The sequence below is a fragment of the Streptomyces sp. NPDC048521 genome (genome assembly GCF_043199855.1).
Classification (GTDB): domain Bacteria; phylum Actinomycetota; class Actinomycetes; order Streptomycetales; family Streptomycetaceae; genus Streptomyces.
This window is the reverse complement of sequence record NZ_JBICWR010000009.1, coordinates 137,298-162,249: the sequence shown is the minus strand read 5'-3', so window position 1 is coordinate 162,249 and position 24,952 is coordinate 137,298. Positions and strand designations below refer to the sequence as shown.

18 protein-coding genes and 2 pseudogenes are annotated in these 24,952 nt (G+C 71.3%); 8 read left to right on the top strand and 12 right to left on the bottom strand.

What is annotated here, in order from left to right; all coding sequences use genetic code 11:
• Positions 1 to 219 precede the first annotated feature (219 nt).
• Positions 220 to 1,806, top strand: a complete 1,587-nt coding sequence (locus tag ACGFRF_RS22055; protein ID WP_393742379.1) for an MFS transporter — start codon at positions 220 to 222, stop codon at positions 1,804 to 1,806.
• Positions 1,807 to 1,936: 130 nt separating this feature from the next.
• Here ACGFRF_RS22055 and ACGFRF_RS22050 read toward each other — a convergent pair whose 3' ends face one another.
• Positions 1,937 to 2,719, bottom strand: coding sequence for a restriction endonuclease (locus ACGFRF_RS22050; protein WP_393742377.1), 783 nt, complete (start codon positions 2,717 to 2,719; stop codon positions 1,937 to 1,939).
• 213 nt (positions 2,720 to 2,932) lie between these two features.
• On the opposite strand from ACGFRF_RS22050, the gene ACGFRF_RS22045 reads away from it, so the two are divergent.
• Positions 2,933 to 3,511, top strand: a complete 579-nt coding sequence (locus tag ACGFRF_RS22045; RefSeq protein ID WP_393742375.1) for a Dps family protein — start codon at positions 2,933 to 2,935, stop codon at positions 3,509 to 3,511.
• Positions 3,512 to 3,589: 78 nt separating this feature from the next.
• Here the strand turns inward: ACGFRF_RS22045 and ACGFRF_RS22040 are convergent, their stop codons facing one another.
• Positions 3,590 to 3,745 (bottom strand): DUF6131 family protein, encoded by a 156-nt coding sequence (locus ACGFRF_RS22040; protein WP_393742696.1) that lies wholly within the window; start codon positions 3,743 to 3,745, stop codon positions 3,590 to 3,592.
• Between the two features lie 324 nt (positions 3,746 to 4,069).
• Entirely contained in the window at positions 4,070 to 4,891 is an 822-nt protein-coding gene (locus ACGFRF_RS22035) for an NmrA family NAD(P)-binding protein (RefSeq protein WP_393742373.1), read from the bottom strand.
• Between the two features lie 86 nt (positions 4,892 to 4,977).
• On the opposite strand from ACGFRF_RS22035, the pseudogene ACGFRF_RS22030 reads away from it, so the two are divergent.
• Positions 4,978 to 5,399 (top strand): annotated as a pseudogene (locus ACGFRF_RS22030) (winged helix-turn-helix transcriptional regulator).
• A gap of 22 nt (positions 5,400 to 5,421) precedes the next feature.
• Here the strand turns inward: ACGFRF_RS22030 and ACGFRF_RS22025 are convergent.
• Together ACGFRF_RS22025 and ACGFRF_RS22020 are read right to left on the bottom strand one after the other, a co-directional pair.
• Positions 5,422 to 5,865: a DNA-binding protein gene (locus ACGFRF_RS22025; protein ID WP_393742371.1), complete on the bottom strand. Its 444-nt coding sequence runs from the start codon at positions 5,863 to 5,865 to the stop codon at positions 5,422 to 5,424.
• A 79-nt stretch (positions 5,866 to 5,944) separates the two neighbouring features.
• Positions 5,945 to 7,449 (bottom strand): annotated as a pseudogene (locus ACGFRF_RS22020) (long-chain fatty acid--CoA ligase).
• A 160-nt stretch (positions 7,450 to 7,609) separates the two neighbouring features.
• Between ACGFRF_RS22020 and ACGFRF_RS22015 the strand changes: the two are divergent.
• Complete coding sequence (locus ACGFRF_RS22015; RefSeq protein WP_393742369.1) at positions 7,610 to 8,776, top strand: PucR family transcriptional regulator; 1,167 nt, start codon at positions 7,610 to 7,612, stop codon at positions 8,774 to 8,776.
• Positions 8,777 to 9,000: 224 nt separating this feature from the next.
• Here the strand turns inward: ACGFRF_RS22015 and ACGFRF_RS22010 are convergent, their stop codons facing one another.
• Positions 9,001 to 9,852 carry a helix-turn-helix transcriptional regulator gene (locus ACGFRF_RS22010; RefSeq protein WP_393742367.1) on the bottom strand — a complete coding sequence of 284 codons (852 nt, stop codon included), beginning with the start codon at positions 9,850 to 9,852 and terminating at the stop codon, positions 9,001 to 9,003.
• A gap of 86 nt (positions 9,853 to 9,938) precedes the next feature.
• Between ACGFRF_RS22010 and ACGFRF_RS22005 the strand changes: the two genes are divergently transcribed.
• Positions 9,939 to 10,733: an SDR family NAD(P)-dependent oxidoreductase gene (locus ACGFRF_RS22005; RefSeq protein ID WP_393742365.1), complete on the top strand. Its 795-nt coding sequence runs from the start codon at positions 9,939 to 9,941 to the stop codon at positions 10,731 to 10,733.
• A 397-nt stretch (positions 10,734 to 11,130) separates the two neighbouring features.
• Here ACGFRF_RS22005 and ACGFRF_RS22000 read toward each other — a convergent pair whose 3' ends face one another.
• Complete coding sequence (locus ACGFRF_RS22000) at positions 11,131 to 13,326, bottom strand: MMPL family transporter (protein ID WP_393742363.1); 2,196 nt, start codon at positions 13,324 to 13,326, stop codon at positions 11,131 to 11,133.
• Between the two features lie 134 nt (positions 13,327 to 13,460).
• Entirely contained in the window at positions 13,461 to 13,853 is a 393-nt protein-coding gene (locus tag ACGFRF_RS21995; protein ID WP_393742361.1) for a 5-carboxymethyl-2-hydroxymuconate Delta-isomerase, read from the bottom strand.
• Between the two features lie 216 nt (positions 13,854 to 14,069).
• On the opposite strand from ACGFRF_RS21995, the gene ACGFRF_RS21990 reads away from it, so the two are divergent.
• Together ACGFRF_RS21990 and ACGFRF_RS21985 are read left to right on the top strand one after the other, a co-directional pair.
• Positions 14,070 to 15,026, top strand: coding sequence for a MerR family transcriptional regulator (locus ACGFRF_RS21990; RefSeq protein WP_393742359.1), 957 nt, complete (start codon positions 14,070 to 14,072; stop codon positions 15,024 to 15,026).
• A 191-nt stretch (positions 15,027 to 15,217) separates the two neighbouring features.
• Positions 15,218 to 15,763, top strand: a complete 546-nt coding sequence (locus tag ACGFRF_RS21985) for an FMN-binding negative transcriptional regulator (RefSeq protein ID WP_393742694.1) — start codon at positions 15,218 to 15,220, stop codon at positions 15,761 to 15,763.
• A 40-nt stretch (positions 15,764 to 15,803) separates the two neighbouring features.
• On the opposite strand, the gene ACGFRF_RS21980 is transcribed toward ACGFRF_RS21985, so the two are convergent.
• On the bottom strand, positions 15,804 to 16,427 hold the full coding sequence (locus ACGFRF_RS21980) for a histidine phosphatase family protein (RefSeq protein ID WP_393742357.1): 624 nt from the start codon (positions 16,425 to 16,427) through the stop codon (positions 15,804 to 15,806).
• A gap of 464 nt (positions 16,428 to 16,891) precedes the next feature.
• Here ACGFRF_RS21980 and ACGFRF_RS21975 point away from each other — a divergent pair, with 464 nt between their 5' ends.
• Entirely contained in the window at positions 16,892 to 17,659 is a 768-nt protein-coding gene (locus tag ACGFRF_RS21975) for a hypothetical protein (protein ID WP_393742355.1), read from the top strand.
• 553 nt (positions 17,660 to 18,212) lie between these two features.
• Here the strand turns inward: ACGFRF_RS21975 and ACGFRF_RS21970 are convergent.
• The 3 genes from ACGFRF_RS21970 to ACGFRF_RS21960 form a co-directional block, all read right to left on the bottom strand.
• On the bottom strand, positions 18,213 to 20,372 hold the full coding sequence (locus ACGFRF_RS21970; protein ID WP_393742353.1) for a ThuA domain-containing protein: 2,160 nt from the start codon (positions 20,370 to 20,372) through the stop codon (positions 18,213 to 18,215).
• Between the two features lie 2 nt (positions 20,373 to 20,374).
• The gene (locus ACGFRF_RS21965; protein WP_393742351.1) at positions 20,375 to 23,215 is read right to left on the bottom strand and encodes a carbohydrate-binding protein; all 2,841 of its coding nucleotides are present in this window, start codon (positions 23,213 to 23,215) and stop codon (positions 20,375 to 20,377) included.
• Between the two features lie 471 nt (positions 23,216 to 23,686).
• On the bottom strand, positions 23,687 to 24,724 hold the full coding sequence (locus tag ACGFRF_RS21960; RefSeq protein WP_393742349.1) for a helix-turn-helix domain-containing protein: 1,038 nt from the start codon (positions 24,722 to 24,724) through the stop codon (positions 23,687 to 23,689).
• Positions 24,725 to 24,952: the final 228 nt, after the last annotated feature.

Sequence of the window (24,952 nt, the reverse complement as noted above, 5' to 3'; positions counted from 1 at the left end):
GGGGGCGGTGGGGGGGTTTGGGGGGGGTGGGGCGGCGCTCCGGGCGCCCCCCCCCCCCGGGCCGGGCGGCGCCCCCGCCCCCCCCCCCCCCCCCCCCCCCCCCCCACGCTCGCGAGCCGGTTCCTCCCCCGACCGGCATCCCCGGTCGCCGGGTTCCCGCATTCCCGTGGACGGGGCACACCCCGCCCACGCTTCCGTCATGACCTACGAAGGACAGGCATGCCCTCCGTCACCCCTTCCACCCTGCCCACCCATGCCCCGCCCACGGAACGACCCGGCGGCAGGCGGGCCAACCCGTGGCTGACCCTGATCGCCGTCGCCTTCGGCCTCTTCATGGTGGGCCTCGACGGCTCCGTCGTCTCCATCGCCAACCCGGAGATCGGCCGTGATCTCCACGCCTCCACCGCCGACCTGCAGTGGGTCACCAACGCCTATCTGCTGGCTCTCGCCGCGGCCCTGATCCTCGGCGGCAAGCTGGGCGACCGGTTCGGGCGCCGTACCTTCTACCTGATCGGTGTCACCGGTTTCACCGCCGCGTCCGTCGCCATCGGCCTGTCCGGATCCATCACGGGCGTCATCGTCTTCCGTGCGCTGCAGGGCTTCTTCGGTGCCCTGCTGATGCCGAACACCCTCGGCATGCTGCGTGCCGTCTTCCCGCCGAAGAAGTTCGGCATGGCGGTCGGTATCTGGGCGATGGTCTCCTCCGTCTCCACCGCCCTCGGCCCCATCGTCGGCGGCCTGCTGGTGCAGCACGTCAGCTGGGAGTCCGTCTTCTACGTCAACGCACCCATCAGCGTCATCGCGCTCGTCTTCAGCATGCTGGTCCTGCCGCAGAGCAGGAACACCGCCGCGGCCGGCGAGAAGTTCGATGTCGTCGGGGTCGTGCTGCTGGCGCTCGGACTGCTCGCCGTGGTGTTCGGCGTGGTCAAGGGCGAGACTTGGGGCTGGACTTCCGGCGGCACGCTGGGTGCCATGGCGGCCGGCGTGGTGGTCCTGCTGGCCTTCGGCCTCTACGAGACCCGTGTCGCGGCACCGCTGCTGCCGATGCGCCTGTTCCGCAACCCGGCGCTGACCATCGGCACGGTCATCACCGCGCTGAACTTCTTCGTGCTGCTCGGCGTGATCTTCTTCGTCATGCTCTACCTGCAGAACGTGCGCGGGTTCACCCCCGTCGAGGCCGGTGTGCGCACCCTGCCGCTGAGTCTCGCCTCGGTCGTGGCCTCCCCGCTGGGCGCGGCGCTCACGGAGCGGTACGGGCCCCGGTTCACCATGCCCCTCGGGATGGTGCTCCAGGCGGTGGCCTGCTTCGTCATGCTCGGCTGGAGCACGGACTCGTCGTACACCACGATGTGGCCGCCGTTCATCGCGCTCGGCCTGGGTGTGGGCATGGTGATGTCGTCCTCCTCCGACGCCATCGTCGGCAACGCGCCGGTCAAGGACGGCGGGGTGGCGGGTGGCCTGCAGGCCACCGCCCTGCAGATCGGCGGGGCGCTCGGCACCTCCGTGCTCGTCTCGCTCATCAGCAGCCGCGTCGGTTCCACGCTGACCGGTGAACTCACCTCCGCGGGTGTGCCGGCGCGCGCCGCAGCGGGCCTGAACCAGGCGAAGGACGCGGTGGCGATGGGCGTCGCCCCGGTCCCCGGCGATCTGCCCGCCCCGGTGAGGGCCGCCGTCGTCGAGGGCAGCCACCAGGCCTTCATGAACGGCGTCCACACCTCCGTGCTGACCGCCGGTGTGCTGTGCGTCGTCGGCGCGCTGCCGGCCGCCTCGGGAGTGCGACGCGCCCCCGAGGCGGCCCGCCACTGAGCGACGGGGCCTGCGGGCCCGGCCGAGCGGTACGAGCGCTCCGCGCGTACCGCTCGGCCGAACCGCGCGCCCAAGTCCCGCGGGCCGAGCGCCGGATCGGGACGAGGGCCCACCAGCCGGACACCGTGCATCAGGTGTCCGTGACCACCATGTCCCAGGGCCGGAACCCCGTGCCGTCCCACCAGGCGCTCAGCTCCTCGCCGTCGACACACACGATCCCGCACTGCCGCGCGTACTCGAGGGCGGGGGCGGTGAAGTCGCTCGTCGTGACCACCACCGCGACGTCGGCCTCGTGGACGGTGAAGCAGGTGCCGCCGAATCGCTGCATGTCCTGCGAGCCGACCTTGTGGGTGTCGCCGTAGCGCTTGCACTGGATGACCACGCGCCGCCCGTCCGGGGTGACCGCCATGACGTCCGCGCCCAGATCGCCCGCGCCGCCCACCGCTTCGACCTGCCGGCAGCCGTCGCGCGCGCACAGGTCGGCTATGGCCCGTTCGAAACCGTCAGGGTCGAGTGCGGCACAGTCCACCGTCTGTTCGAGGACAGCGGTGGCCTCCTCCTCCCCCGCACCGACCGGAGCGGCGGACGGTGCCGCTTCGGCCACCCGCGCAGTGCACAGGCTGTCGGACGCGGTCTCGGCCGCCTCCTCCAGCGCCTGCGCGGCACGACGCGCATATCGCGCGGCGGACAGCCTCCGCCACCGGTTCCCGGACATGAGCACCACCGCGATGCCCGTCAGGGCGAGCAACCCGGCCCAGACCGGGCGGCGTTCCACCACGCTCACCGCCATGCGGGCCAGGAACGTCATGGCGCACAGGATGATCGCCAGAAGGACGAAGAACAGGGCGGTCGTGCGCAGATCGAAGCGCCGATCGCCGTGCGGGCGTCGGACACGGCCTGCCGGTACGGTCATGCCGGGCTTCCCCTCCCTAGGACGACAACGAAGATCACTCCTGTCCGCGTGCCCACGTTCGCCGACTTCACCGGTGGTTGCCGCCCCGTCGGCGCCGCGGTGGTGAGCAGTGCACCGACGGGCATCAGGGCGTGCGCTGGCGGACAAGCCACCCGTCTGGAAGCACCTAGCGTCTCCCGGGTACGCACAGCACGGCACCGCAGGAGGCGCACCATGACCAGCAGTCCCCGGCCCACGAGCAGCAGCCAGCCGTGGTCGCATCAGAAGGGCGAGGTCATCCAGGAGTTCGGGACGGTCAAGCAGTTCCCGCTCGGGCTGTCCTACGAAGCCCGGATGTACTCCTGCCAGCGCCTGAACAAGGTCCTCGCGGACACGCAGATCCTCTACGGCCTCTACAAGAAGCACCACTGGCTGATGCGCGGCGCGACCTTCTACCAACTGCACCTGGTGCTGGACAAGCACGCCGGGGAACAGCTCGAACTGGTCGACACCATCGCGGAACGGGTCCAGTCCCTGGGCGGTGTCGCGGTGGGCGACCCCCGGCACGTCGCCGAGATCACGTCGATCCCGCGGCCTCCGGACGGCGTGGAGGAGGTTCCGGCCATGCTGTCACGGCTGCTGGAGGCCCACGAGAGCATCCTGATCGACGCCCACGACGCCGCGGCCCGCACCGCGGAGCTGGGCGACGACGGCACGAACGACCTGCTCGTCTCGCAGGTCATCAGGACCGGGGAACTGCAGGCGTGGTTCCTGGCCGAGCACCTCGTCGACACCCCGCTGGTCCGCGCCTGAGACGCGAACCGCCGTCATGGCGCCGGAGCGGACCGAGTGACCCGCTCCGGCGACACCGGTGACACCAGGTGTGCTCGACTACCAGTAATGCCGTCGGCCGGCGACCGCGTGCCCCATGGAGCCCAGGATCCACAGGACGGCCCCGATCACCAAAAGGATGATGCCGATGGTCCACAGGATCGATATGCCTGTGAGGAAACCGATGATGAGCAGGATGATGCCGAGGGCGATCATGAGTGCCTCCTGCCGATAGCAGTGCTTCTGCTCTCCGTGTGCCCCCAAACCAGTGCGAACGAGCATCCGAATCAGCAAAGCTTTCGAGGAGCTGGGTGCGCGGCTGAAGGATCGGGGCACTGGAGACGGGATGGCGACCGAAAGCAAGGTCGACAGGCCCACATTTCTCATCATCCATGGAAAACTGAGCCAATTTCCCCTGATCCGCGACTTATCCGTGTCGATGGCTCTCCTGGGGTGTGACGCGAGGACCACGGCCACCAGCAGGAGGCCGCAGGACCGGCCAGAGACCGGCTGTTCCTGGCGGCCGCGGCCGTCGTGGAGCTAGGCGCTCGTCTTCGGCCGCGCGGCGGACGCGGCCGCGGCGGCCGTCGCGAGTGGGTCGCCGAGCGGGCGACCGAGGAGGTCCACGAGGTCGGGGGCGGTGCCGTCCAGGAACCCGTGCCGGACCGCGGTGGCGATCGAGGCCAGCATGGGCGGCTGGAACGCCAGCAGTCCCCGTGTCTCCTCCAGGAGCCTGCGCCGGTACTCGCCCAGGCCGATGGTCCGGTGCTGAACTCCGAGTCGGTCGGCCACCTGCCCGGCCGTGATCGGCGTGCCCACGAGTTCGTAGGTACGCCCGCGGTGCGGTGCCGGGTCCGCCGCGACGGTCGCCGCCGCCTCGACGAGGTCGGCCCGGGCGACCGCGGCCAGGGCTCCGTCGCCGAACGCGGACTCCACACCGTCGTCGCCCCACATCAGAAGAGCGCCGAAGAGTTCGGCGTAGAGGCCGTTGCGCAGGATCGTCCACGGCAATGCGCCGGTGCGCACCAGCCGTTCGGTCACGCGGTGCGCGAGGCCGAAGGCGAGATGGTCGCCTGCCCCGGTCAGGCTGGTGTAGACGACGTGGTGGACACCGTCCCTCACGGCGGCGTCCAGGGCGGCCGCGTGCCGCTCGACGACCTGGTCGTCCTCGGCGTAGCCGGCCGAGATGAGGACCAGCGTCGTCACCCCGGCGAGGTCGAGGCTCGCCCGGTCGTCGAAGTCGAGCCGGCGCATCCCCTCGCCCGGGGTCCGGCTGCCGCCCGTCACAGCGGCGCCGCGGGCACGCAGCGCCGCGAGCGTGGCCGAGCCGAGGTTCCCGTTCGCTCCGGTCACCAGAATCATGTCAGTCGCAGTCTTCCGTCGAGGTGCACATCGGTAACATGCGTGATCCTCGAACGTCCCTGCGCCGGCCACAAGAAGGCAGTTTGATGTCAGTCACGCACACCGGGGTAACCACCACCCCGCCGACCTCGAACCCTGTGGGCGCGAGGACCACCCCGACTGCGGTATCCGCGACGTCCTGGACCGCATCGGGGACAAGTGGTCGGTGCTCGTGATCGTCGAACTCGCGGGCGGGCCGAGGAGGTTCCGCGAACTGCAGCGCGCGATCGAGGGCATCTCCCAGCGCATGCTGACCCTCACGGTGCGCAGGCTGGAACGCGACGGCCTCGTGCTGCGCACCGTGTACCCGACCGTCCCCGCCCAGGTCGACTACCGTCTGACCGGGACCGGGGCCGGCCTGACACACCTGGTCAAGGCGCTCGCCGACTGGTCCCTCGCGCACCGGTCCGTCATCGCCGAGGCACGTGACGCGTACGACCGGAGCCACCCGGACCACGACATCCGCTGACGCGAACGACGGTTTGCAGCGGCTACTGCGCGTCGTCCTTGTCGGCTGTGCGGTCGGCCAGGCGTTCATAGCGCTGCCTGGCGGCCTGGGGCGTGCCGAGGCCGAGTCCGAAGGCGATCTCGTGCCAGGTCATGCCGCGGCCGCGTGCCATCTGCAGGAGCGAGGCTTCCAGTTCGTCCGTCTCCGCCCGCACCAGCGGCACGAGACTCAGCGCGGCGGTGATGTCGGCGTGGTCCACCTCCGGCTCCCCGTCGTCGAGTTGAGCGGCCCCGCTGAGCAGGAACGACACGAGCCGGACGGCCTCGTGGGGCCCGAGGACCGAGGGGTGGACCTGCCGACGACGCTGCTCGTCCGTGGCCGCGTGCCGCTCGGCGATGCGGAACAGGGAGGTGTACACCCGTTGGGCCCGCGCCTGCTCGGGCTGCGGGGGCGTGAAGGGATCGGTGTGACCGGGCGTCGATGCCATGAGTCGATGACGAAAGAGCACACGACCTGCTGTCAACCGAATGTTGTGAACAACTTGTTCATCGACGCCCTCCGCTGCCTCAGGTCGGCGGAGCGGCGATCTCCCGCTTGAGGATCTTGCCGCTCGGCCCCATGGGCAGGGCGTCCGTCACCCATATCCGGCGCGGGTACTTGTAGGCGGCGACCCGGTCGCGGACGAACCCCCGGAGTTCCTCGGTGTCCGCGTGGGCGCGCCGGGCCGCAGGACGACCGCGGCCGCCACCTCCTCGCCGAGCCGTTCGTCCGGCACGCCGAGGACCGCGGCGAGGGCGACCGCGGGGTGCTCGTGCAGGACCTCCTCGATCTCGCGCGGGTAGACGTTGTAGCCGCCGCGGATGATGAGGTCCTTCTTCCGGTCGACGATGTAGAGGTAGCCGTCCTCGTCCCGGCGGGCCAGGTCGCCGGTGCGCAGCCAGCCGTCGGGGATGGCGGCGGCGGTCTCCTCGGGACGGTTCCAGTAGCCCTTCATCAGGTTCGGTCCGCGCACGGCGAGTTCACCGACCTCCCCCGGGGCGACGTCCCGGCCGGTGTCGTCGAGCAACCTGACCTCCACGTCACGGATGGGCGTGCCGATGGACCCGGCCTTGCGCGGGCGGTCGGGGTGGTTGAAGGAGACGACCGGGCTGGTCTCGGACATGCCGAAGCCTTCCAGCACCATGCAGTCGAAGCGCCGCTCGAAACCGTGCAGGATCTCCACGGGCAGGGAGGCGCCGCCCGAGATGCACATGCGCAGGCTGGACACGTCTGCCGCCGCGGCCTTCGGGTGCTGGAGCAGTGCGGCGTACATCGTGGGCACGCCCTCGAAGACGGTGGCCCGGTCGCGCGCGATGGCGTCGAGGACGGTCTGCGGCTCGAAGCGCGGCACGAGGGTGAGCGATGCCCCGCTGCGCACGGCCACGTTCATCGTGCAGGTCTGCCCGAAGATGTGGAACAGCGGGAGGCACCCGACGATCACGTCCTCGGACGTCATCCGCTGCACTTCGCTGACGTTGACCTCGGTGTTGTGGCGGATCCCGGCGTGGGTGAGCGCGGCGCCCTTGGGGCGGCCGGTGGTGCCCGAGGTGTAGAGCAGTACGGCGATGTCGTCCGCGGCGGTGGCGGCCATGGCGTACCGCGGCTCCAGGCGCGCGAGTTCGGCGGCGAAGGCGGCGGGTTCCACCGCGAGGTGCCGCACCCCGGCTGCGGCGGCGCCCGCGGTACCCTCACCGGGCGCCTGATGCCACTCGAAGAGGAGCACGGCCCCGGAGTCCCGCAGGTGGTACTCGGTCTCGCGCTCCTTCAGCAGCGGGTTCATCGGCACGACGATCCCGCCGACGCGGAGGACGGCGTAGTACAGGACGACGAACTCGGGCACGTTCGGCAGCATCAGCGCGACCCGGTCGCCGGCGCGTACGCCCTCGGTGTGCAGCAGGGCCGCGGCCTGGGCGCTGAGCCGGTCCAGCTCGGCGTAGGTGGTGGTCATGGTGGTCACCGTGCCCAGCCGCAGTGCCGGGCGCTCGGGCAGTCGTCGCGCCGTGTCCACCAGGAATTCCGCCAGGTTGGCCATCCATGCCTCCTTGCATGCGTGCTCTCGGCGTTCACGAGGTCCCGTCGTCAACGCTCACGGCATGGTGGCGCGCACGTGCGCGGGCGTCCATGGCGGCGCCGACAGTTCAGGCGTCCCGGTGTTGTTCCCGGAACCAATCGAGCGGCCGTACGCTGCGGGTATGGGTCTGTCGAGTGTGGGTGCCGCCCTGCGCACGCGGCTTCCGGAGCTGGGTGAGCGGATGGCCGAGCGCATCCGGGCGGAGGTCGAGTCGTACGCCGATGACGCGCTCATCCCCTTCTCGTCGCTCAGGGAGTCCTGCCAGGGCAACGCCGACCTGATCCTCGCGCGTTTCGCGTTCGGTGCCGGGCCCGACGTGGGGGCCGCGCAGCAGACGGGGCGCCTGCGTGCCGAGCAGGGCGTGCCCCTGGCGGACACCCTGCACGCCTACCGGGTCGGTTTCGAGTTCCTCTGGTCGCAGCTGGTCGACGAGGCCCGCAGACACCCGGACGTCACGGACGCCGAACTGGTGGCCGGTTCGTCGGAGATCTGGGCGCTGTTCGGCCGCTACGCGGAGGCCGTGGCGGCCGCCTACCGGGAGGCCAGCGCGGAGCTTGCGCTGCAACGCGAGGCGCGCCGCTCGGCACTGGCCGAGGCGCTGTTCACCGGCGCCCTCGCCGACCGTACGACGCCGTGGGAGGCGGCCCGGCAGCTCGGTCTGCCGGAGCGCGGCCCGTACGCGGTCGTGGCCGCGTCCGTGCCGGATCCCGGCCAGGAGCCGTTGCCCGGTATCGAGGCGGCACTGCGCCGGTCCGGGGTGCCGTCGGTCTGGCGGCTGCTGCCCGACCAGCAGATCGGTCTGGTCGCGCTCGCGCACCGCGACGCGGAGTCGGTGAGTCTGCGGGCGCTGCGCCGCCGGCGTGCGCGGGTCGGTGTCAGCCCCACGTTCGACACGCTGCGGGAGACACCACAGGCACTGCGTTTCGCCCGGCTCGCCCTGACCGGACCGCCCGGTGACGGGCCGGGGGTCACCCGCTTCGACGACAGCCCGCTGGCCATGCTGGTCGCGGCGGCCCCGGCGGAGGCGAGCCGGCTGGTCGAGGTGTCCCTGGGTCCGCTCCTCGCACTGCCGGAGGCAGAGCGCGCCCGGCTGCTGCAGACGCTCGCGCACTGGTTCACCTCGGGCGGTGGGGCCGCCGAGACCGCGGAACGGCTCTTCGTCCATCCGAACACGGTGCGCTACCGGCTGCGCCGCATCGCCGAGTTGACGGGGCGTCCGCTCTCCGACCCGATCGCCCTCGCCGACCTGGGGGCCGCCCTGTACGCCCTGCGCCTGCTGCCCTCCTGAGCGGCATGGCGGGCACGGCGTTTCCGGCGCTTCAAGCCGAGTACGCGACCCGTCTCTTCGGCCTCGGCACCGGTTCAGCGCCCACATGTTGCTGACACCCCTGAGCGACGCGGGCACCCTGCGGTGTCACCACCGCCGCTCGCCGGTGCGGCCGCGCGGGCCAGTGCTTCAGGGCCGATCCGGCCGGGCGGGTCGCTGTCCGGGCGGCCGAAGGTCCGCGTGGCTCAGCGGGCCGCGTCCATGCGCTCGGTGCCGATGACCGACAGCAGCCGAAGTGCCTCCTCGGACGAGGAGCCGGGGGTGGCGGTGTGGAGCACGACCTGCTGGTCCCGGTCGGTGAGGTCGAGGACATCGCAGTCGACGGTGACCGGGCCTACCAGGGGGTGCCGGAACGTCTTGCGCAGGGTGGGCTGATCGACCACGTCGTGGGAGGCCCACAGCCGGTCGAACTCCTCGCTCCCGGCGCGCAGTTCCCGGACCAGCCCGGTCACCTCGGGATCGTCCGGGTAGCGGGCGGCGGTGGCGCGCAGGCGCAGCGCCGCCCGGCGTGCGAAGGCGTCGGCGTCGGACACGCCGTACAGGCGCCGGCCCTCGCGGTGCGGCCCGAGGAAGACACGGCGGACGAGATTGCGCTCGCGTCGCGGCACGGCCGAGAAGTCCTCCATGAGGGCGGCGGCCAGATCGTTCCAGGCCAGCACCTCCAGCGCGGCCGACGTCACGATGGCGGCGGTCTGCGGCAGCCGGGGCAGCAGGTCGAGGATGCTCTGCCGCACCTCGCGCGGGGGCCCGGACGGCGGGCTCGGCGGGGCGCCGGCGAGATGGTGCAGGTGGTCGCGTTCGGCGTCCGACAGGCGCAGCGCCCGGGCCAGTCCCCCCAGCACCTCGCGCGACGGCCGCGGGCCGCGGGCCTGTTCCAGCCGGGTGTAGTACTCCGTCGAGATGAACGCCAGCTGCGCCACCTCCTCGCGTCGCAGTCCGGGTGTGCGGCGGCGCGGCCCGGCGGGGAGCCCCACGTCGGCAGGGCGGATGCGCTCTCGTCGGCTGCGCAGGAAGGACGCCAGTTCTCCTCTGTCCACTCCCCCAGTGTGCGCAGGGGCCGCGGACCGATCCAGGTACCGCTGGTGCCTGGATGGGCCACTCGCGGGGGCGCAGGCTCGCTGCCATGGACAACACACTCACCTACCCATCCACCGTCGGCCCGGGGTTGCTGGCCGGCAAGGTCGCCTTCATCAGTGGTGCCGGGCGGGGAATCGGTGCCGCGGCGGCCCGGCTGTTCGCCCGGGAGGGTGCCCGGGTGCTGCTCGCGGCGCGCACGGAGGCCCAGCTGAAGGCGGTGACCGAGGAGGTCGGGGCCGCGGGCGGCACCGCGGAGTACGTGGTGTGCGATCTGGCCGACGGGAACGCGGTGGGCGCCGCCGTGGACCGTGCCGTGGACCTGTACGGCCGGCTCGACATCGCCTTCAACAACGGTGCGACGATCCAGCCGCCGGGACCGATGGACCAACTGCCGGAGGCCGAGTTCGACCATGTCTACAGGGTCAACCTCAAGGGCGTCTGGCTGGCCATGGTCGCCCAGGTCGCCGCCATCCGTGCCACCGCCGGTGCGGGCGCCATCGTGAACAACTCGTCCGTCGGCAGCCTCAGGGGCAACCCCGAGCTGCCCGCGTACGGTGCCATGAAGCGGGCGGTGAACAGCCTCACCGAGTCGGCAGCCGTCACCTACGCGCCGGAAGAAATCCGGGTCAACGCGATCGCCCCCGGCTTCACGCGGACGGAGATGATCCGCACCTGGGAAGCGGCGTCTCCGGGTCTTCAGGACCGGCTCAGGACGCTGATCCCGCTGGGCCGCGGCGCCGACCCCGAGGAGATCGCCCAGGCCGCCGCATGGCTCCTGAGCGACCGGTCGTCCTTCGTGACCGGCACGGTGCTGCGCGTCGACGGCGGCGCACGCGCCTGACCGCCTCCCCCGCCCGGCGCCGAGGCCCTGTGCCGAGGCCCGGCAGGTGTATTGACCCGCAGCGTGTCTGACACTTCCCGGCTGCCGCGCGACGCCATGCACGCACTCTCGCCGCACCTGACGCCGCGCGGCCGCCCTCCGGGCGACGACGCGAAGTGTCGGACAGGCCCTGGTGGGCGGGGGCGGGACACCGGTGGAGCGGCCCGGCCGGGCCCCGCGGCCTGGCCGGGCAGCCCCCTGGTGCGGCCGCCCGGGCTGTGCCCGACACGAACACGGCGGCCCGGTGGCACCGGCAGCGCAGAGCGCACCGGAGCCGCCGGGCCGCGGGTTCCGGACCGGGCCGGCGCCGGGCGACGACGCCTCCCGGCCGGTCCCGCCGGCGCCCGGTGGACAGGCCCTACCTGCGGCGCCCGGCCGGATCGCGGGCGCCGGTGTCCTGGCCGTCCGCGCCGTGCGCCGGACCGGCACCGTCGGACGCGGTGCCCGCGCCGGCTGCAGGCGCCTCCGCCCGGTCCCCGTGCCCCGGCCACCACGCCGCGTGCCCGATCAGCGCGGTGAGGCTCGGGGTGAAGAACATCGCCATGACGAAGGCAGCCACGGCGATGCCGAAGGAGACCGCGAAACCCATCTCCGTGAGCAGCGAGTTGCCCGCAAGCATCATCGTGGCGAAGGTCGCCGCCAGGATGAAGCCGGCCGCTGCCACGGTGGGCCCGGCGTGCCGCAGCGCCATGCCGGCCGCCTCGCGCGGCTCGCGGCCCTCACGGGCCTCCTCACGCAACCGGGCGATCATCAGGATGTTGTAGTCCGTGCCGATGGCGACCACGAAGAGATACATGATCACCGGGAGCATGAACATCAGGCCCGGGTGCCCCTGCCCCTCCTGGAAGATCCACACGGTGGCGCCGAGGGTGGCACCGAAGCCCAGACCCACCGAGGCGATCAGGTACCAGGGGGCGACCACGCTGCGCAGCAGCAGCCCCAGGATGATCATGATCAGTACGGCGGCGACGGGGAAGACGGTCCGGTAGTCGTGGTTGACCGCGGTGTCGATGTCCTTGAAGATCGCGGACATGCCGCCGACGAGGGCCTCGGTGCCGTCAGGGGCGTCGGAGTGGGCGACGTCGCGCACCCGCTCCACCGCGCCGATCGCCTTGTCCGTCGACGCCTCGTACTTGAGCGTGACGGTGAAGTCGGCGGTGGTGCCCGCCTTGTTCACCTGGCTCATGCGGACGTTCGCGACGCCGTCCACGGCCCCGAGCTTCTGCGCGTACGCGTCGAAGGCGGCCTTGTCCAGCGGCTTGCCGTCGGTGCTGGACAGGTAGACGTCGGTGGGTGCCGCGGCGCCCGCCGAGTACGCCTTCTGCATCTCGTCCTGGACGACCATGGACTCCTTGGTCTTGGGCATGGAGCCCGACGCCAGATCGAACGTGGCGTTGAAACCGAGGGTGCCGAGCGACAGCACGAGCAGGACGAGGCCGGACAGCGCGGCGGTCAACGCCGGGCGGCGCTGCACGCCGCGGCCGAGGGCGGCGAAACGGGCGTTGTCCGGCTCCTTGCGCCAGGACTTGGAGGGCCAGAACACCTTCGGCCCGATGAGGGAGACCACGGCCGGGATGAGGGTCAGGCCCGCGATCAGGGTGGCGGCCACGGCGATGGCGAGCGCCGGGCCCATCTGCTTGAGGAAGCCGAGTGTGGACAGCACCAGCGCGAGGAAGGCGATGATGACCGCGCCCGCGGCCGAGGCGATGGCCTCGCCGACCCGGTCCACCGCGTTCACCATGGCCTGCTTCGGCTCGTCGCCGGCGCGCAGACGTTCGCGGTAACGGAACATCAGGAACAGGAAGTAGTCCGTGCCCACGCCGAACAGCACGACGATCAGGATCGACGAGATCGAGCTGTTGGCCTGCAGGTCGAACAGCTTGGTGGCGTACGCGATGAGCCCGTTGGCGATGGCGGACACCAGGCCGATGAGGATCAGCGGCAGTACGGCCAGGATCGGCGCCCGGAAGATGATCAGCAGGGTCACCAGGATGATGACGAAGGTGCCGATGCCGATCAGCGCCTCGCCTCGCTTGGAGGAGTCCTCCTGGTCGAGGGCCTGCGCGGCGGAGCCGCCGAGCTTGACCTCGAGATGGGTGCCTTTGGCGAGTTCCTTGACGTCCTTGCGCAGCACCTCGGCGGCGTCGGCCTGTTTGGGCTGGCCGGCGTTCTTGCTGTCCATCTGCACCAGGGTCAGGGCGTACCTGCCGTCCTTCGACGGCTGGCCGGGGACGACCTTCTGCACCTGGTCGATGTGCTTCTTGCCCAGTTCTGAGGTGATCCGGGCGACGTCCTGCTGGTCGGCGGCGGTCAGTTTGCCGCCGTCGGTGCGCTGGTACAGCGCGATCGCGGACGGGGTGAAGGCGCTGGGGAACGCCTTCTCCTGGAGGTCCGCCGCTTTGATGGACTCGTAACTCTTGGGCAGGAAACTGCTCTCGTCGCTGTTCGAGGGCAGACTGGGGGCGGTGGCCACGATCGCCACCGCGGCGATCAGCCATGCCACGATCGTCCAGACGGGATGTCGGACGACCGTGTTGCCTATTCGTCGAAACATGCGGAAGGTCCTCCTGGGGCAGGAAGATCACCGCAACCCGGGGAGCGGTCCCTGGCATCGGCGACCCCGACCGGCTCGCGTGCAACGGGCCGGTCGCATGGTTGTCTTGAACCTCACATCGTAGTGACCGAGGATCAACATCGTTCGAGGAGGCGGCTCTTGGCGTGTGCCGGCGCGGAGGGGGACAGACGGTAGGAGGCGGCCAGGTCCCGCACCTCCACGGAGAAGACCGCCCCGTCCTCGTCGTCCAGCGGCAGATGCTCGGCGAGCAGGGCCAGGATGCCCTCGGCGAGGCGTGCCTTCTGCGCCTCGGGCCGGCCCGGCATGAGGCCCACCTCGACGTGCACGAACACGGTGTCGCCGCTCGCTCCGTCGCCGACGTACGTCTCCACCGGACGCAGCAGCGTCTTGCACACGCCCGTCGTACCGGATTCCTCGACCACGAGCGGGTGCAGCTCCCGCACCAGGGCGCTCGGGTCGAGGACGCCGGCCAGCCGGGAGGAGTAGTCGATGGCGAGGTGCGGCATGGAGGACCTTTCGCACGATTTTGGTTTCACAGGGCAACTATTTTCCCTTACCTGGTCACAGGGGTGACCCCCGGCCCCCATGTGCGCGCCGGGGAGCCGGCCGAGGCCCACCGGAGCCCCCGCCGGGCGGATCCGCGGCTCGCACCGCGGACCCTGGCACCGGCGCTTGACCTTGCCCCGGAGGGCAGGGTTTAGCGTACGAGCGAGGTGAACGGCATGAGGATCAGTGAGCTGGCACGTCGGGCCGGGGTGACGACGAAGGCGGTGCGGTACTACGAGGGGCTGGGGTTGATCACACCCGAGCGCCTCGCCAACGGCTACCGGGACTACACCGGGGACGACGTACGCCTCGTGCGGGAGATCAAGGCCCTGCACCGGCTGGGGATCCCCGTCGAAGGCACCCGGCCCTTCCTCGAGTGCCTGGCGGCCGGAAGCCCGCACGCCGACGACTGCCCCGCCTCGCTGGCGAGCTACCGCGAGGCCATCGACGAACTCACCGAACGCATCGAGGCCCTGACCGCCCGCCGCGCGACGCTGATCGCGAGCCTCGAGGCGGCCGCCCACCGGGGCAGCACCGTCGCGCCACCCGAGGACTCGGGAGCCGCGGGCGGGCACTACCTGACCCTGCCCCCGGACCTGCCCGTCCCGCAGGACGACGGCGCCGCGGACCACCTGCCGGGCACCCGGGTGCCGTCGATCGCCCTGACCGACACGGCGGGCAGGGCGATCGGCCTGGACACGTTCGGGCCCCGCCGCACGGTGATCTACGTCTACCCCCTCACCGGCCGTCCCGGCACCGATCTGCCCGAGGGCTGGAACTCCATCCCCGGAGCCCGCGGCTGCACACCCGAGACATGCGGTTTCCGCGACCACTACCAGGACCTCCTCGAAGCCGGCGCCGGCCGCGTCTACGGACTGTCCAGCCAGGACACCGACTACCAGAACGAGGTCATGGAACGGCTCGGGCTGCCTTTCGGGATGCTCTCCGACCCCGCGCTCGCCCTGGCCGACGCCCTCGCTCTGCCCACGTTCGAGGTCGGCGGGACCAGGCTGTTCAAGCGGCTGACCCTCGTCCTGCGCGACAGCGTGATCGAGCACGCCTTCTACCCGGTCTTCCCGCCGGACGAACACGCCCAGCAGGTCCTGACCTGGCTGCGCGAGAACCCCCTGTAGCGCCACAGCGATGGCCGACGGCTCTTGGGCCTTACGCCACGACACCCACAAACGTCCGATTAGTCATGATTGCTGGAAAGGCTGACCGCCCCCGTGTACGTGCCCCGACACTTCGCGCCCGACGAGGCCGCAGTCCGTGAACTGCTGGCCCACCAGGGCGCCGCCGACCTGGTCACCATGACCGCGAGGGCCTGCTGGCCACCCTGCTGCCCTTCGAGTACGACCCGGACGCGGGTGAGCACGGCGCGCTGATCGGGCACATGGCCCGCGGCAACGACCAGTGGCGCGAGCCGGTGCGGGGCGAGGCCATGGTGATCGTCCGGGGACCCGAGGCGTACATCAGCCCGACGTGGTACGCGACGAAGACCGAGCACCACCGGGTGGTACCGACCTGGGACTACGTGGCCGCGCACGTCTACGGGCAACTGGTGGTGCACGACGACCCGGCCTGGATCGAAGCACAGATGCGCCGTCTGACCGACCGGCACGAAGCCGCGGGCGCCGAACCGTGGTCCGTCGACCAGGCCCCCGCGGCGTACATCGCGGGGCGGCTGCGCGCGGTCGTGGGCGTCGAAGTGGTCATCCACCGCGTCGAGGCGAAGTTCAAGCTCAGTCAGAACCAGCCGGGGCAGAACATCGACGGTGTCGTCAGGGGGCTGGAAGCCCGGGGCCAGGCGCATGATGCCGCAGTGGCGGCCGCGGTCCGTGCTCACGCCCCGCAGCCGTCCGGGCCCTGACGGCCGCGGCCACCCCGGCGCCCGGCGGTCGTACGGGCCCTCAGGCGCGCAGTTCGGGTGGGAAGCCGGTCCAGCGCAGTTCCGGCGGAAGGTGGCCCATGTCGTTGTGGAACAGGACGGAGGCGGGGCGGTCGGGTGCGTAGCGGATGACGGTCAGCGAGGCGTTGCCGTGGTGGAGTCCCATCCAGCGCCAGGCCGGTGCGTCCAGGGCGTCCCGGACGAGCCAGGCGACGAGGAAGTTGTGCGTGACGATCAGCTCGTGCCGGGGTTCGTCGCCGCTGACCGGTCCGGTGAACCGGGCGAGAGCCCTGCGTGCCAGTCCCGGCCCGTTCTCCCACTCCTCGGCCGGGAATCCGGCGATCCGGTCGAGCATGGCGTCGGCGAATTCCGCCGGCAGTTCTTCTCTGGTCGGCAGGTGGGGCAGGTAGTCACCGGCCGGCTCCGAGGGCTGCACGGGAACGCCGTCCAACTGGTCGCCGATCAGCCGTGCGGTCTGCTCCGCCCGCGGCAACGGGCCGTGGTGGATGACCGCGAGAGGGCTGTCGCGAAGCCGCACACCCAGGAGTTCCGCCTGTCGGCGGCCGGTGTCGGTCAGCTCGCTCTCGTCCGGCGAGGCCTCTGCGTGCCGTACCAGGTACAGGTAGCGGGGGGCTGTTCCAGCCATGTGCGGTTTCCTTCTCCCGTCAGCATTCACGATCTTGCGGATGCCCGGATGCCCGGATGCCCGGATGCCCGGATGCCCGGATGCCCGGATGCCCGGATGGACGCTGACGTTCCCGGCCTGGTTCCCCGCAGACATCATCATGTGCCGTCGACCTCGGCGGGGTCACTCAGAAGAGGTCCGCGCCGCCACGTCCCGGTGACATGACTCAGGGCCGTCGGGACACACATACACGTGGGTGCCGGGCGACCATGACGTGCGGCTCGTACGATGCGGGTTCCCGGTGCGGACGCGGGCGACGGTTCCGTGAACTGCACCGTGGCGGGGGTTGTATGAGCTGAACCAAGTAGAAACAGGCCTACCGGCCCGTATGATCCAGGTTCGGGCACCCCGCAGTACCCCGCTCTGCTCCCCGCATGCCGCAACCGGCCGCCGGGGGGCGCACCACGGTTGCGAATGGAGGACAGATGCCTGAGAACACCGCACCCGTCACGGAGTTGACGTCGCACTACGTCAATCAGGTGGCAGGCGACCTCGAACAGAACGTCAAGGAACAGGAACGCATCACAGCCGAGATCACGGCCCTGCAGGAGCAGTTGGCCACCCTGCAGCGCGACCACGTCACCTTGGTGAGCATGCAGCAGGCGCTCGGTGTCCAGGCCTCGGCCGGCACGACGACCGCGGAGCCCGAAAGCCCGGTCGTGCCCGCCCCGCGCAAGAAGTCCGCGGCCGAGCCCGCCAAGCGCCGTACGGCCAAGGCGGCAACGGGGCACCAGAGCGAGACCGAGGAGCAGTCCACCAAGAAGACCGCGGCCACGCCGGCGGCCACGCCCGCCGCCAAGTCCACCTCCAAGCCCGCCACCAAGTCCACCTCCAAGCCCGCCACCAAGTCCACCGCCAAGCCCGCCACCAAGTCCACCGCCAAGCCCGCCGCCAAGCCCACCAAGAAGGCTGCTCCCAAGGCGGCTCAGCCCACACTCATCGACCTCGTCCGCGGCCACCTGGAGGAACAGGGCGAACCCCGCTCCGCGGCGGAAGTCGCCGAGGCGCTGGGCAAGTCCCACCCCGACCGGGGGATCCAGACCAAGGTCGTCCGTACGACTCTGGAGAACCTTGTGGCCAGGAGCGGTGCACAGCGCACCAAGCAGGGCTCCTCCGTGTTCTACACGGTCGTCAACTCCCCGGCGCCGGCGGCCGCGAGCGAGGACCAGGCAGAACCCGCCGCTGCCGGATAGTCCGAGGCCTGCCGGGCGGACTGTCCGGGCCCGCACCGACAGCGGTGCGAGAGCCGTTGCGGAGACGACCGCCCGGCCGGTCTCGCGAGAACACCGCGGGGCCGGCTCACTTCGTGGTGACGCCCGGTCGCGGCGGGTGATCCGGTTGCCTTCGTCGTGCTCGGACATGCGGATGCAGATGTCCTGGCGCCCAGGCGGACCATGTGGAGAACTGCCACCGCATGACCTCGATGTGGGTGACGCGGTCGTACCGGACAGACGGCGCCGACCGCCGCGACGTGCTCGCCATGCGGGTGGAGGTCACTGTGGCGGGGTGGAACGCCCTCCCCAGGGTGGCCGCGGGGCAGACTCCCCTGCCGAGGGAGTGGCCCAGCGTTCGACGACCTGGGCGGCCGGCCGCCGGCCCTCGCGTGCCCTGGGGCCTCACCGGCGTCGCCGGACGCGCCGCGCGACTCGGTGTCGTGATCGTCCCTGGGCGCGCTCGACGGGTGACGCGTGGACCGGGACGGGTCCGCGCATCACCCGCGCGCCGTGCGGTTGTGCGGGGTGTGTGTCAGTCGCGGACCGCCTCGAACCGCTCCGCCCAGTAGGCGGTGCGGTCCAGATAGGCGGTCTCGGCCGCCGCACCGGTCAGTCCGTAGGCCCCGTCATAGGTCCGGTAGCCATGACCGGCGGGCGGCGTGGCGTCCGCCGGTTCGATCGAGCTGCCCTCGTGCCACTCGTTGAAGGACGTGACCGACACCCAGCTCGGTGTGCCGCCGATCGCGGGGTCGAGAGCGTTGGACCACTGCCGGTCGTAAGCGGCGCCGTTGGCCCGCTCCACGGTGGGTGTCGTGTTGCCGGGCACCGCTCGGTCGTCGATGTAGCCGGGTGCGACCGACGGAGACCAGATCAGGCCGTGGGCCCGGGCGTAGTCCCCTGCCTGTTTCCAGCCGGGGGCGGTGGCACCGGCGATGCCGTCGTAGGTGTACATCCCGGAGAAGTGCGCGATCTTGGTGGTGTCGGTGGTCTGGGCGAGCACGATGCTGGTGCCGGTGACCTGGTCGAGGGCCGTCCAGTCGGTGACGTCCAGACTGCTGAAGACGTAGAAGGCTCCCTTGCCGCCGTGCTCGGCGGAGCGGTAGTACGCCGGGTGGTCGCCGTAGGTGGTGTTGAGGTACCGGATGTCGGCGACGGTCGAGGCGGCGGTGCGGCCCGCATACGGTTCCAGATGCCAGGCCACCTTGACGCCCTCCTGCTGAGCGGCGTCGAGGACACCCCGGGCGATCCGGTCCTCGTAGCTTCCCCGGCCCCACCAGCTGTAGACGAGGACGCCGGCGCCCGACCGTGCGATCCACTTCATGTGCTGGGCCACGACGCGCGCGTAGTCGGCGGAGTCGTAGGGGCCGAGCGCCGGGTACAGGTCGGCGCCGATGTCGTCGGGCGGGGTGTGGCCGCCCTGTGGCCAGTGCCGCCAGTCCCCGTTCACGGCCGGGCTGCCGTACCAGGGGTAGTAGAAGAGGTGCACGTTCCGGTTGAGCGCCCTGGTGGTGGACGCGGTGCCCAGGGTGAAGGTGTCGATGTCGAAGAGCGCTCCGCCGCCGCCCGTGAATCTCAGGAACAGGGGGCCCGAGGCGGATGCGGTCAGGGCGGTCGACACGGTGGTGAACGTCTCCCAGCCGCCGGTCACCGGCACGTTCACCGAACCGAGGAGCGTGCCGGTGGCCGAGCCGGCGCGCACCTCGATGGTGCCGCCGGCGCCTGCCGAGGACACCTTCGCGGTGAAGGTCCGGGCGGCCTCGGTGGAGACGGAGGCGTAGCCGGCCCAGTCGCCGTTGTCGATGTAGCCGAGGGTCTGGCCACCGCTGGCCGCGGCGTGCCCGGCGGTCTGCACGCCGGAGCCGGAGGTGAAGGACTCGGCCTCGACCGCGCGGGGCCCGGACGGCGGGGAGCAGTCGGCCGGCGCCTGCCCCGCCGCGTACCGCACCGCGCCGAGCAGCAGGTTCCGGAAGGCCGGGTCGCTGTACGACTCCGCGGTGTGGCCGAGTCCGGTGTAGAAGGAGCGCCCCTTGCCCTGGGCGTGGCACCAGGTGATGGGATGGTCCGCGCCCATCTCGCCGCCGCTGTAGGTGCTTTCGTCCAGGGTCTGGAGCACGTGCACGTCGGGCCGTGGGTCGGTGCGGTAGTTGTACCACTCGTCGGTACGGGTCCAGGACGCGGGCAGCTGGGCGGTCGCCGGGTGGGTGCGGTCCTCGGTCTTCACCGTGGCCTGCTGGATGGCGGGGTGGCTCTTGAAGTACGCGCCGACGAGGCGCCCGTAGTAGGGCCAGTCGTACTCGGTGTCGGCCGCCGCGTGCACACCCAGGAAGCCGCCGCCGTCGTCCACGTAGGACTGCAGGGCGTTCTGCCGGCTGTCGTCGAGGACGTCGCCGGTGGTGCTGAGGAAGACCACCGCCTCGTACGAGGCGAGGTTCGAGGGGGTGAAGGCGGACGCGTCCTCGGTGGCCGTGACGGAGAAGCCGTTCTGTGTGCCGAGGGAGCGCAGGGCGTCGATGCCGGCGGGAATGGAGTCGTGCCGGAATCCGGCGGTCTTGGAGAACACCAGGACGTCGAAGGCCGCGTCCGCCTCGTCCGGGGCGGCCTGTGCCGTCCCGGCCGGCAGGGACAGCGCGCAGGCCACGGCCAGGGCGAGAGCCCCCAGGCCGCGACGTGTGCGCCGCGTTCGTCCGGTCATGGTCAACGCCCCTTTCGCGCCGAGGCGGCGAGGGTGAAGGTGTCGATGTCGAAGAGGGATCCGCTGCCGCCGGTGAAGGTGAGGAACAGCGGGCCCGAACCGCTGCCGCCGAGCGTGGCGCTGACGGTCGTGAACGTCTCCCAGCCGCCGGTCACCGGGACGGCCACGGAACCGAGCAGGGGGCCGGTCGCCGAGCCGGAGCGGATCTGGATCGTGCCGCCCGCGCCCGCCGAGGAGACCTTGGCGGTGAACCTCGAGGCCCCGGCGGTGGAGACGGAGGCGTAGCCGGCCCAGTCGCCGTTGTCGATGTAGCCGAGGGTCTGTCCGCCGCTCGCCGCGGCGTGGGCGGCGGCCTGGACGCCGGAGCCGGAGCTGAAGGACTCCGCTTCCCGGGCCTGGTCGGCCGCACCGCCCGTGTCGAACGTGAACGCGTCGATGTCGAAGAGGTTGCCCTGGCCGGTCGGGCCCCGGAAGACCAGGTACAGCTCGGTGGTGCCCGCGGGGATCCCGGACAGGCCGGTCGAGACGTCGGTGAAGGTCTCCCAGCCGCCGGTCACCGGCACGGTCGCGGTGCCGAGGAGCGTGCCGGTCGCGGATCCGGCACGGATCTGGATGGTGCCTCCCGCTCCGGCGGAGGACACGCGGGCGGAGAACCGGCTCGCACCGGTGAGGGCGTACGGCTTGAAGGAGATCCAGTCGCCGTCGTCGGTGAAGCCGACGGTCCTGCCGCCCTCGGCAAGGCCGTGCGCGGCGGTCTCGATGCCGGACTGGGCGGTGAAGTGCTCGGCCTGGCGGTGGCGGGGTTGCAGGGTGCGCAGCGAGTGGCCGGTCAGGCCGCCGCTGTCGGTGTACTCGGCGTCGAAGACGCCGTAGAGGTTGGCGGCGCTGTCGTGCTCGCCGTCCTGGGGCACGGTGATGGTGCCGCTGCAGCCGCCTGCGGACGTGATGGCGTGGGTGTGACTGTCGTGACCGAGGAGGTAGGTGACCTTGACCTTGGCGCAGTCGACGGTGCCGTCCTCGGGGTCGGCGGCCTGTACGCGGAAAGGCACGGTGTCGCCGAAGGAGAACAGCTGGCCGTCGGCCGGCGTCTGCAGGGTGACCGTCGGCGCGGTGTTCCCTGCGGTGATCACCAGACTGGCCGTGCCGGTGAGCCCTTCGGGGTCCTTCACCGTGAGGGTGGGCCGGTAGGTGCCCTTCGTGGTGTACGTGTGGCTGGGATTCGCCTGCGTGGAGGTGGAGCCGTCGCCGAAGTCCCAGGAGTAGGTCAGGGTCCTGCCCTCGGGATCGCTGCTGCCCTGGGAGGAGAACTGCACGGTCAGCGGCAGGGCCCCGGATGTCTTGTCCGCGGCGGCCTTGGCGACCGGGTTGCGGTTGCTGCCCGCGATGTACTCGATGCGGTACAGCGCCTGGTTGTTGCTTCCGGTCCCGTAGTCCAGGACGTACAGCGCCCCGTCGGGTCCGAAGTCGGTGTCCATGACCTGGGTGCCGTCCCAGGGGAAGTCCTCGATGGTCCCGTACGAGCCGTCGCTCCTGACCTCCACGGACTTGATCCACTGGCGCCCGTACTCGGCGGCGAGGAAGTGCCCGTCCAGTGACTGCGGGAACTTGACCGGGGAGTCGAGGTCCGGGTCGTAGCGGTAGACCTCGCCGCCCATCGGTGACTCGGAGCCACCGCCGAACTCGGGGGGTGATCCGTCCCCGCCGTACCTGATCCAACTGGGTTTGGCGGGTGGCAGCTTCGCCTGGCCGGTGTTGCGGAAGGAGTTGTTCGCCGGGCCGCCCGCGCAGTCGTACTTGGCGCCGGAGGGGCCGTTGGGGAAGGCGTACTCGTTGTAGGTCTCGGCCGTGGTGTTGGTGCCCGTGCAGTAGGGCCAGCCGTAGTTGCCGGGGCCGGTGATGCGATCGAACTCGACCTGGCCGCCGGGGCCGCGGGTGGGGTCGGTGCCGCCCGCGTCGGGGCCGTAGTCGCCGAGGTACACGATCCCGGTGGCGCGGTCGACGGACATCCGGAACGGGTTGCGGAAGCCCATCGCGTAGATCTCGGGGCGCGTGCCGGGGGTGCCGGGCGGGAAGAGGTTGCCGGCCGGAACGGTGTAGCCGCCGTCGGCGGTGGGCTTGATGCGCAGCACCTTGCCGCGCAGGTCGTTGGTGTTGCCGGAGCTGCGCTGGGCGTCGAACTGCGGGTTGCGGTCGGTGCGTTCGTCGATCGGGGCGTACCCGGCCGAGTCGAAGGGGTTGGTGTCGTCCCCGGTGGTCAGGTAGAGGTTGCCGGCCGCGTCGAAGTCGATGTCCCCGCCGACGTGGCAGCATTGGCCGCGGTCGTTCTGGACCTCGAGGAGGACCTTCTCGCTGGCCAGGTCGAGGGTGTTGTCGCTCGTCAGGACGAAACGCGACAGGTTGAGGTGCCCTTTCCAGGGCGCGAAGTCGGCCGCGCTTCCGGTGGCCGGAGCGTCGCCGGCCGGTGTGGTGAGCTTCGGCGAGTAGTACGCGTAGACGTAGCGGTTGGCGGCGAACCCCGGGTCGGCCGCGATGCCCTGCAAGCCCTCTTCGTCGTGGGTGTAGACGTCGAGCTTGCCGGCCACCTTCGTGTTGCCCGCGGCGTCGGTGTGGCGGACGGTGCCGTCCCGTGCGGTGTGCAGGACCGAGCGGTCGGGCAGGACGGTCAGGGACATGGGCTCGCCCAGTTCGGCGGCGCCGGTGGCCAGTTGCACCTGTTGGTAATCGCCGGGCGGGATGTCCTGGGGCGCGGCTGCCGCGGGCGACGGCGGGGTCGCGGCGGCACCCGAGAGGACGAGCGCGAGGGCCGCCAGCCATCTGAGCCCCGAGCGCGGGCGCTGAGACATGACAGAGCTTTCCTTCCTGACGGTGGGGGAAGTCAGGCAAGGCGCGCGCCGGCCGCGCTTGCCGCGTGCATCAGCGGTGCTCGTCTGCAGAGTCGTCGACGGTGATCTCCTGCGGTATTTCGCAGCTCTGCAGGCCACTTGCATGCTGGCGACGGGTCACGAGTTTGTCAATCCTCTGGAAAAACACGCCAAGTAGCAAGGAGATCACGGCACTTCCGTGCACCTGACCCTGCGCATGCCATTGACAAACGAGCAGGGACTCAGAAATCTGTCGACCATCAGAACGCAAGGAAGCAAAAGATCACTGAAAAATACGTACACCTGCCGCGCGGTCGCCGAGCCCTCCGGCCCAACCTGCCGCTCGCAGGACCGCCACGGCCGGCGGCTCATGCCGCCACGGCCGGGTGCAGCCGCTGCTCCGGGCGGCAGCCGAACGCACCGACCGCCCAGTGCTACGGCGGCGTGGCCGGATCAGGCCGCGCGGGTGCGGTCACCTTCGGTGGCGTTCGGTCGGCGGACGGCGGCCGGTGGCGTGCCGCCGGACTCCTCGTCCCGCAGCACTCCCGCCGTGCGCAACCGGCGCCATTCGCGGGGCGAGTGGCCGTACGCCCCGCGGAACACCCGGCTGAAGTGGGCGGGGTTGACGAAACCCCAGCGCTGGCCGACCGCCGCCACCGCGGGCGCGGTGCTGCCGCCGCGGGCCAGCTCCCGCGCACACTCCTGAAGCCGACGGCGCTGGATGAGCCGGGCGACGGTGATGCCCTCCTCCTCGAAGAGCCGGTGCAGGTACCGCACGGAGATGTGGTGCGCCGCGGCGACGCTCTCCGGGGCCAGTTCCTGGTCTTCGAGGTGCCGGTCGATGTGGTCACGGATGCGCAGCACCAGATGTTCGCGCGCGCTGTCGGCACAACCGAACCGGCTCCGCTCCGCCACCAGCGTGCCGAACAGGTCCACCACACTCACCGCGAGCCGCCCGGCGACGGCCGGCGGGTAGGAGTGCGCCGAGCCGACCAGCGTCGCCAGGAACGGGGTGAGGATCGCGCCGAGCCCCTCCGTGGCGGAGACGGGCGTCGCGGTGATCCCGCGGATGTGTTCGTCGGGCACGCCCAGCGAGCGCCGGGGCAGGTGCACGACGCGGCTGGCGAACGGCTCCGGGAAGTCCAGGGTGTACGGGCGTGCGGTGTCGTAGACCACCAGCTCTCCCGCGCCGACGGCGGCGTGGCGGCCGTCCTGCAGGAGTGTCGCCGTGCCCGCCACCTGGATGTGGACCGCCACGAACGCCTCGGACGGGCTGTCGATGTGCGCGGCCGTACGGCTGATCCGCTGGGCGTCGGCCTCGACGCTGCACACGCGCAGGTGTCCCAGCCGGCCGCCGGTGATCCGCCCGCCGAGCGGGCGGCCGCCGCGCGGGACGACGGCCATCGGGACCAGGGCCCTGCCGATGGCGTCCCGCCAGTAGTCGAGTTTCTCGCGGTCGGGCACGGCTTCCGTCGACAGCACCAGGTCCACCTGGGTCTCCTCTCCGTCGGGACGAGCCAACCAGGCGGGCCGGGCGGATCACCAGGCACTCTCCAGGCAGAAAGTTCCCCGCACCGGCTGCCCGGACGGAGTGCGCCGACGGGACATCAGGGTGCGCCGAGAGGCAAGTACCGTACGTGCTCGGAGACTTATCGTGGTGGTTGGCACCGACCAGGGCGGGGCGGCTCGGGTCGGCACCGGCCACGACGCGTCGGGGCA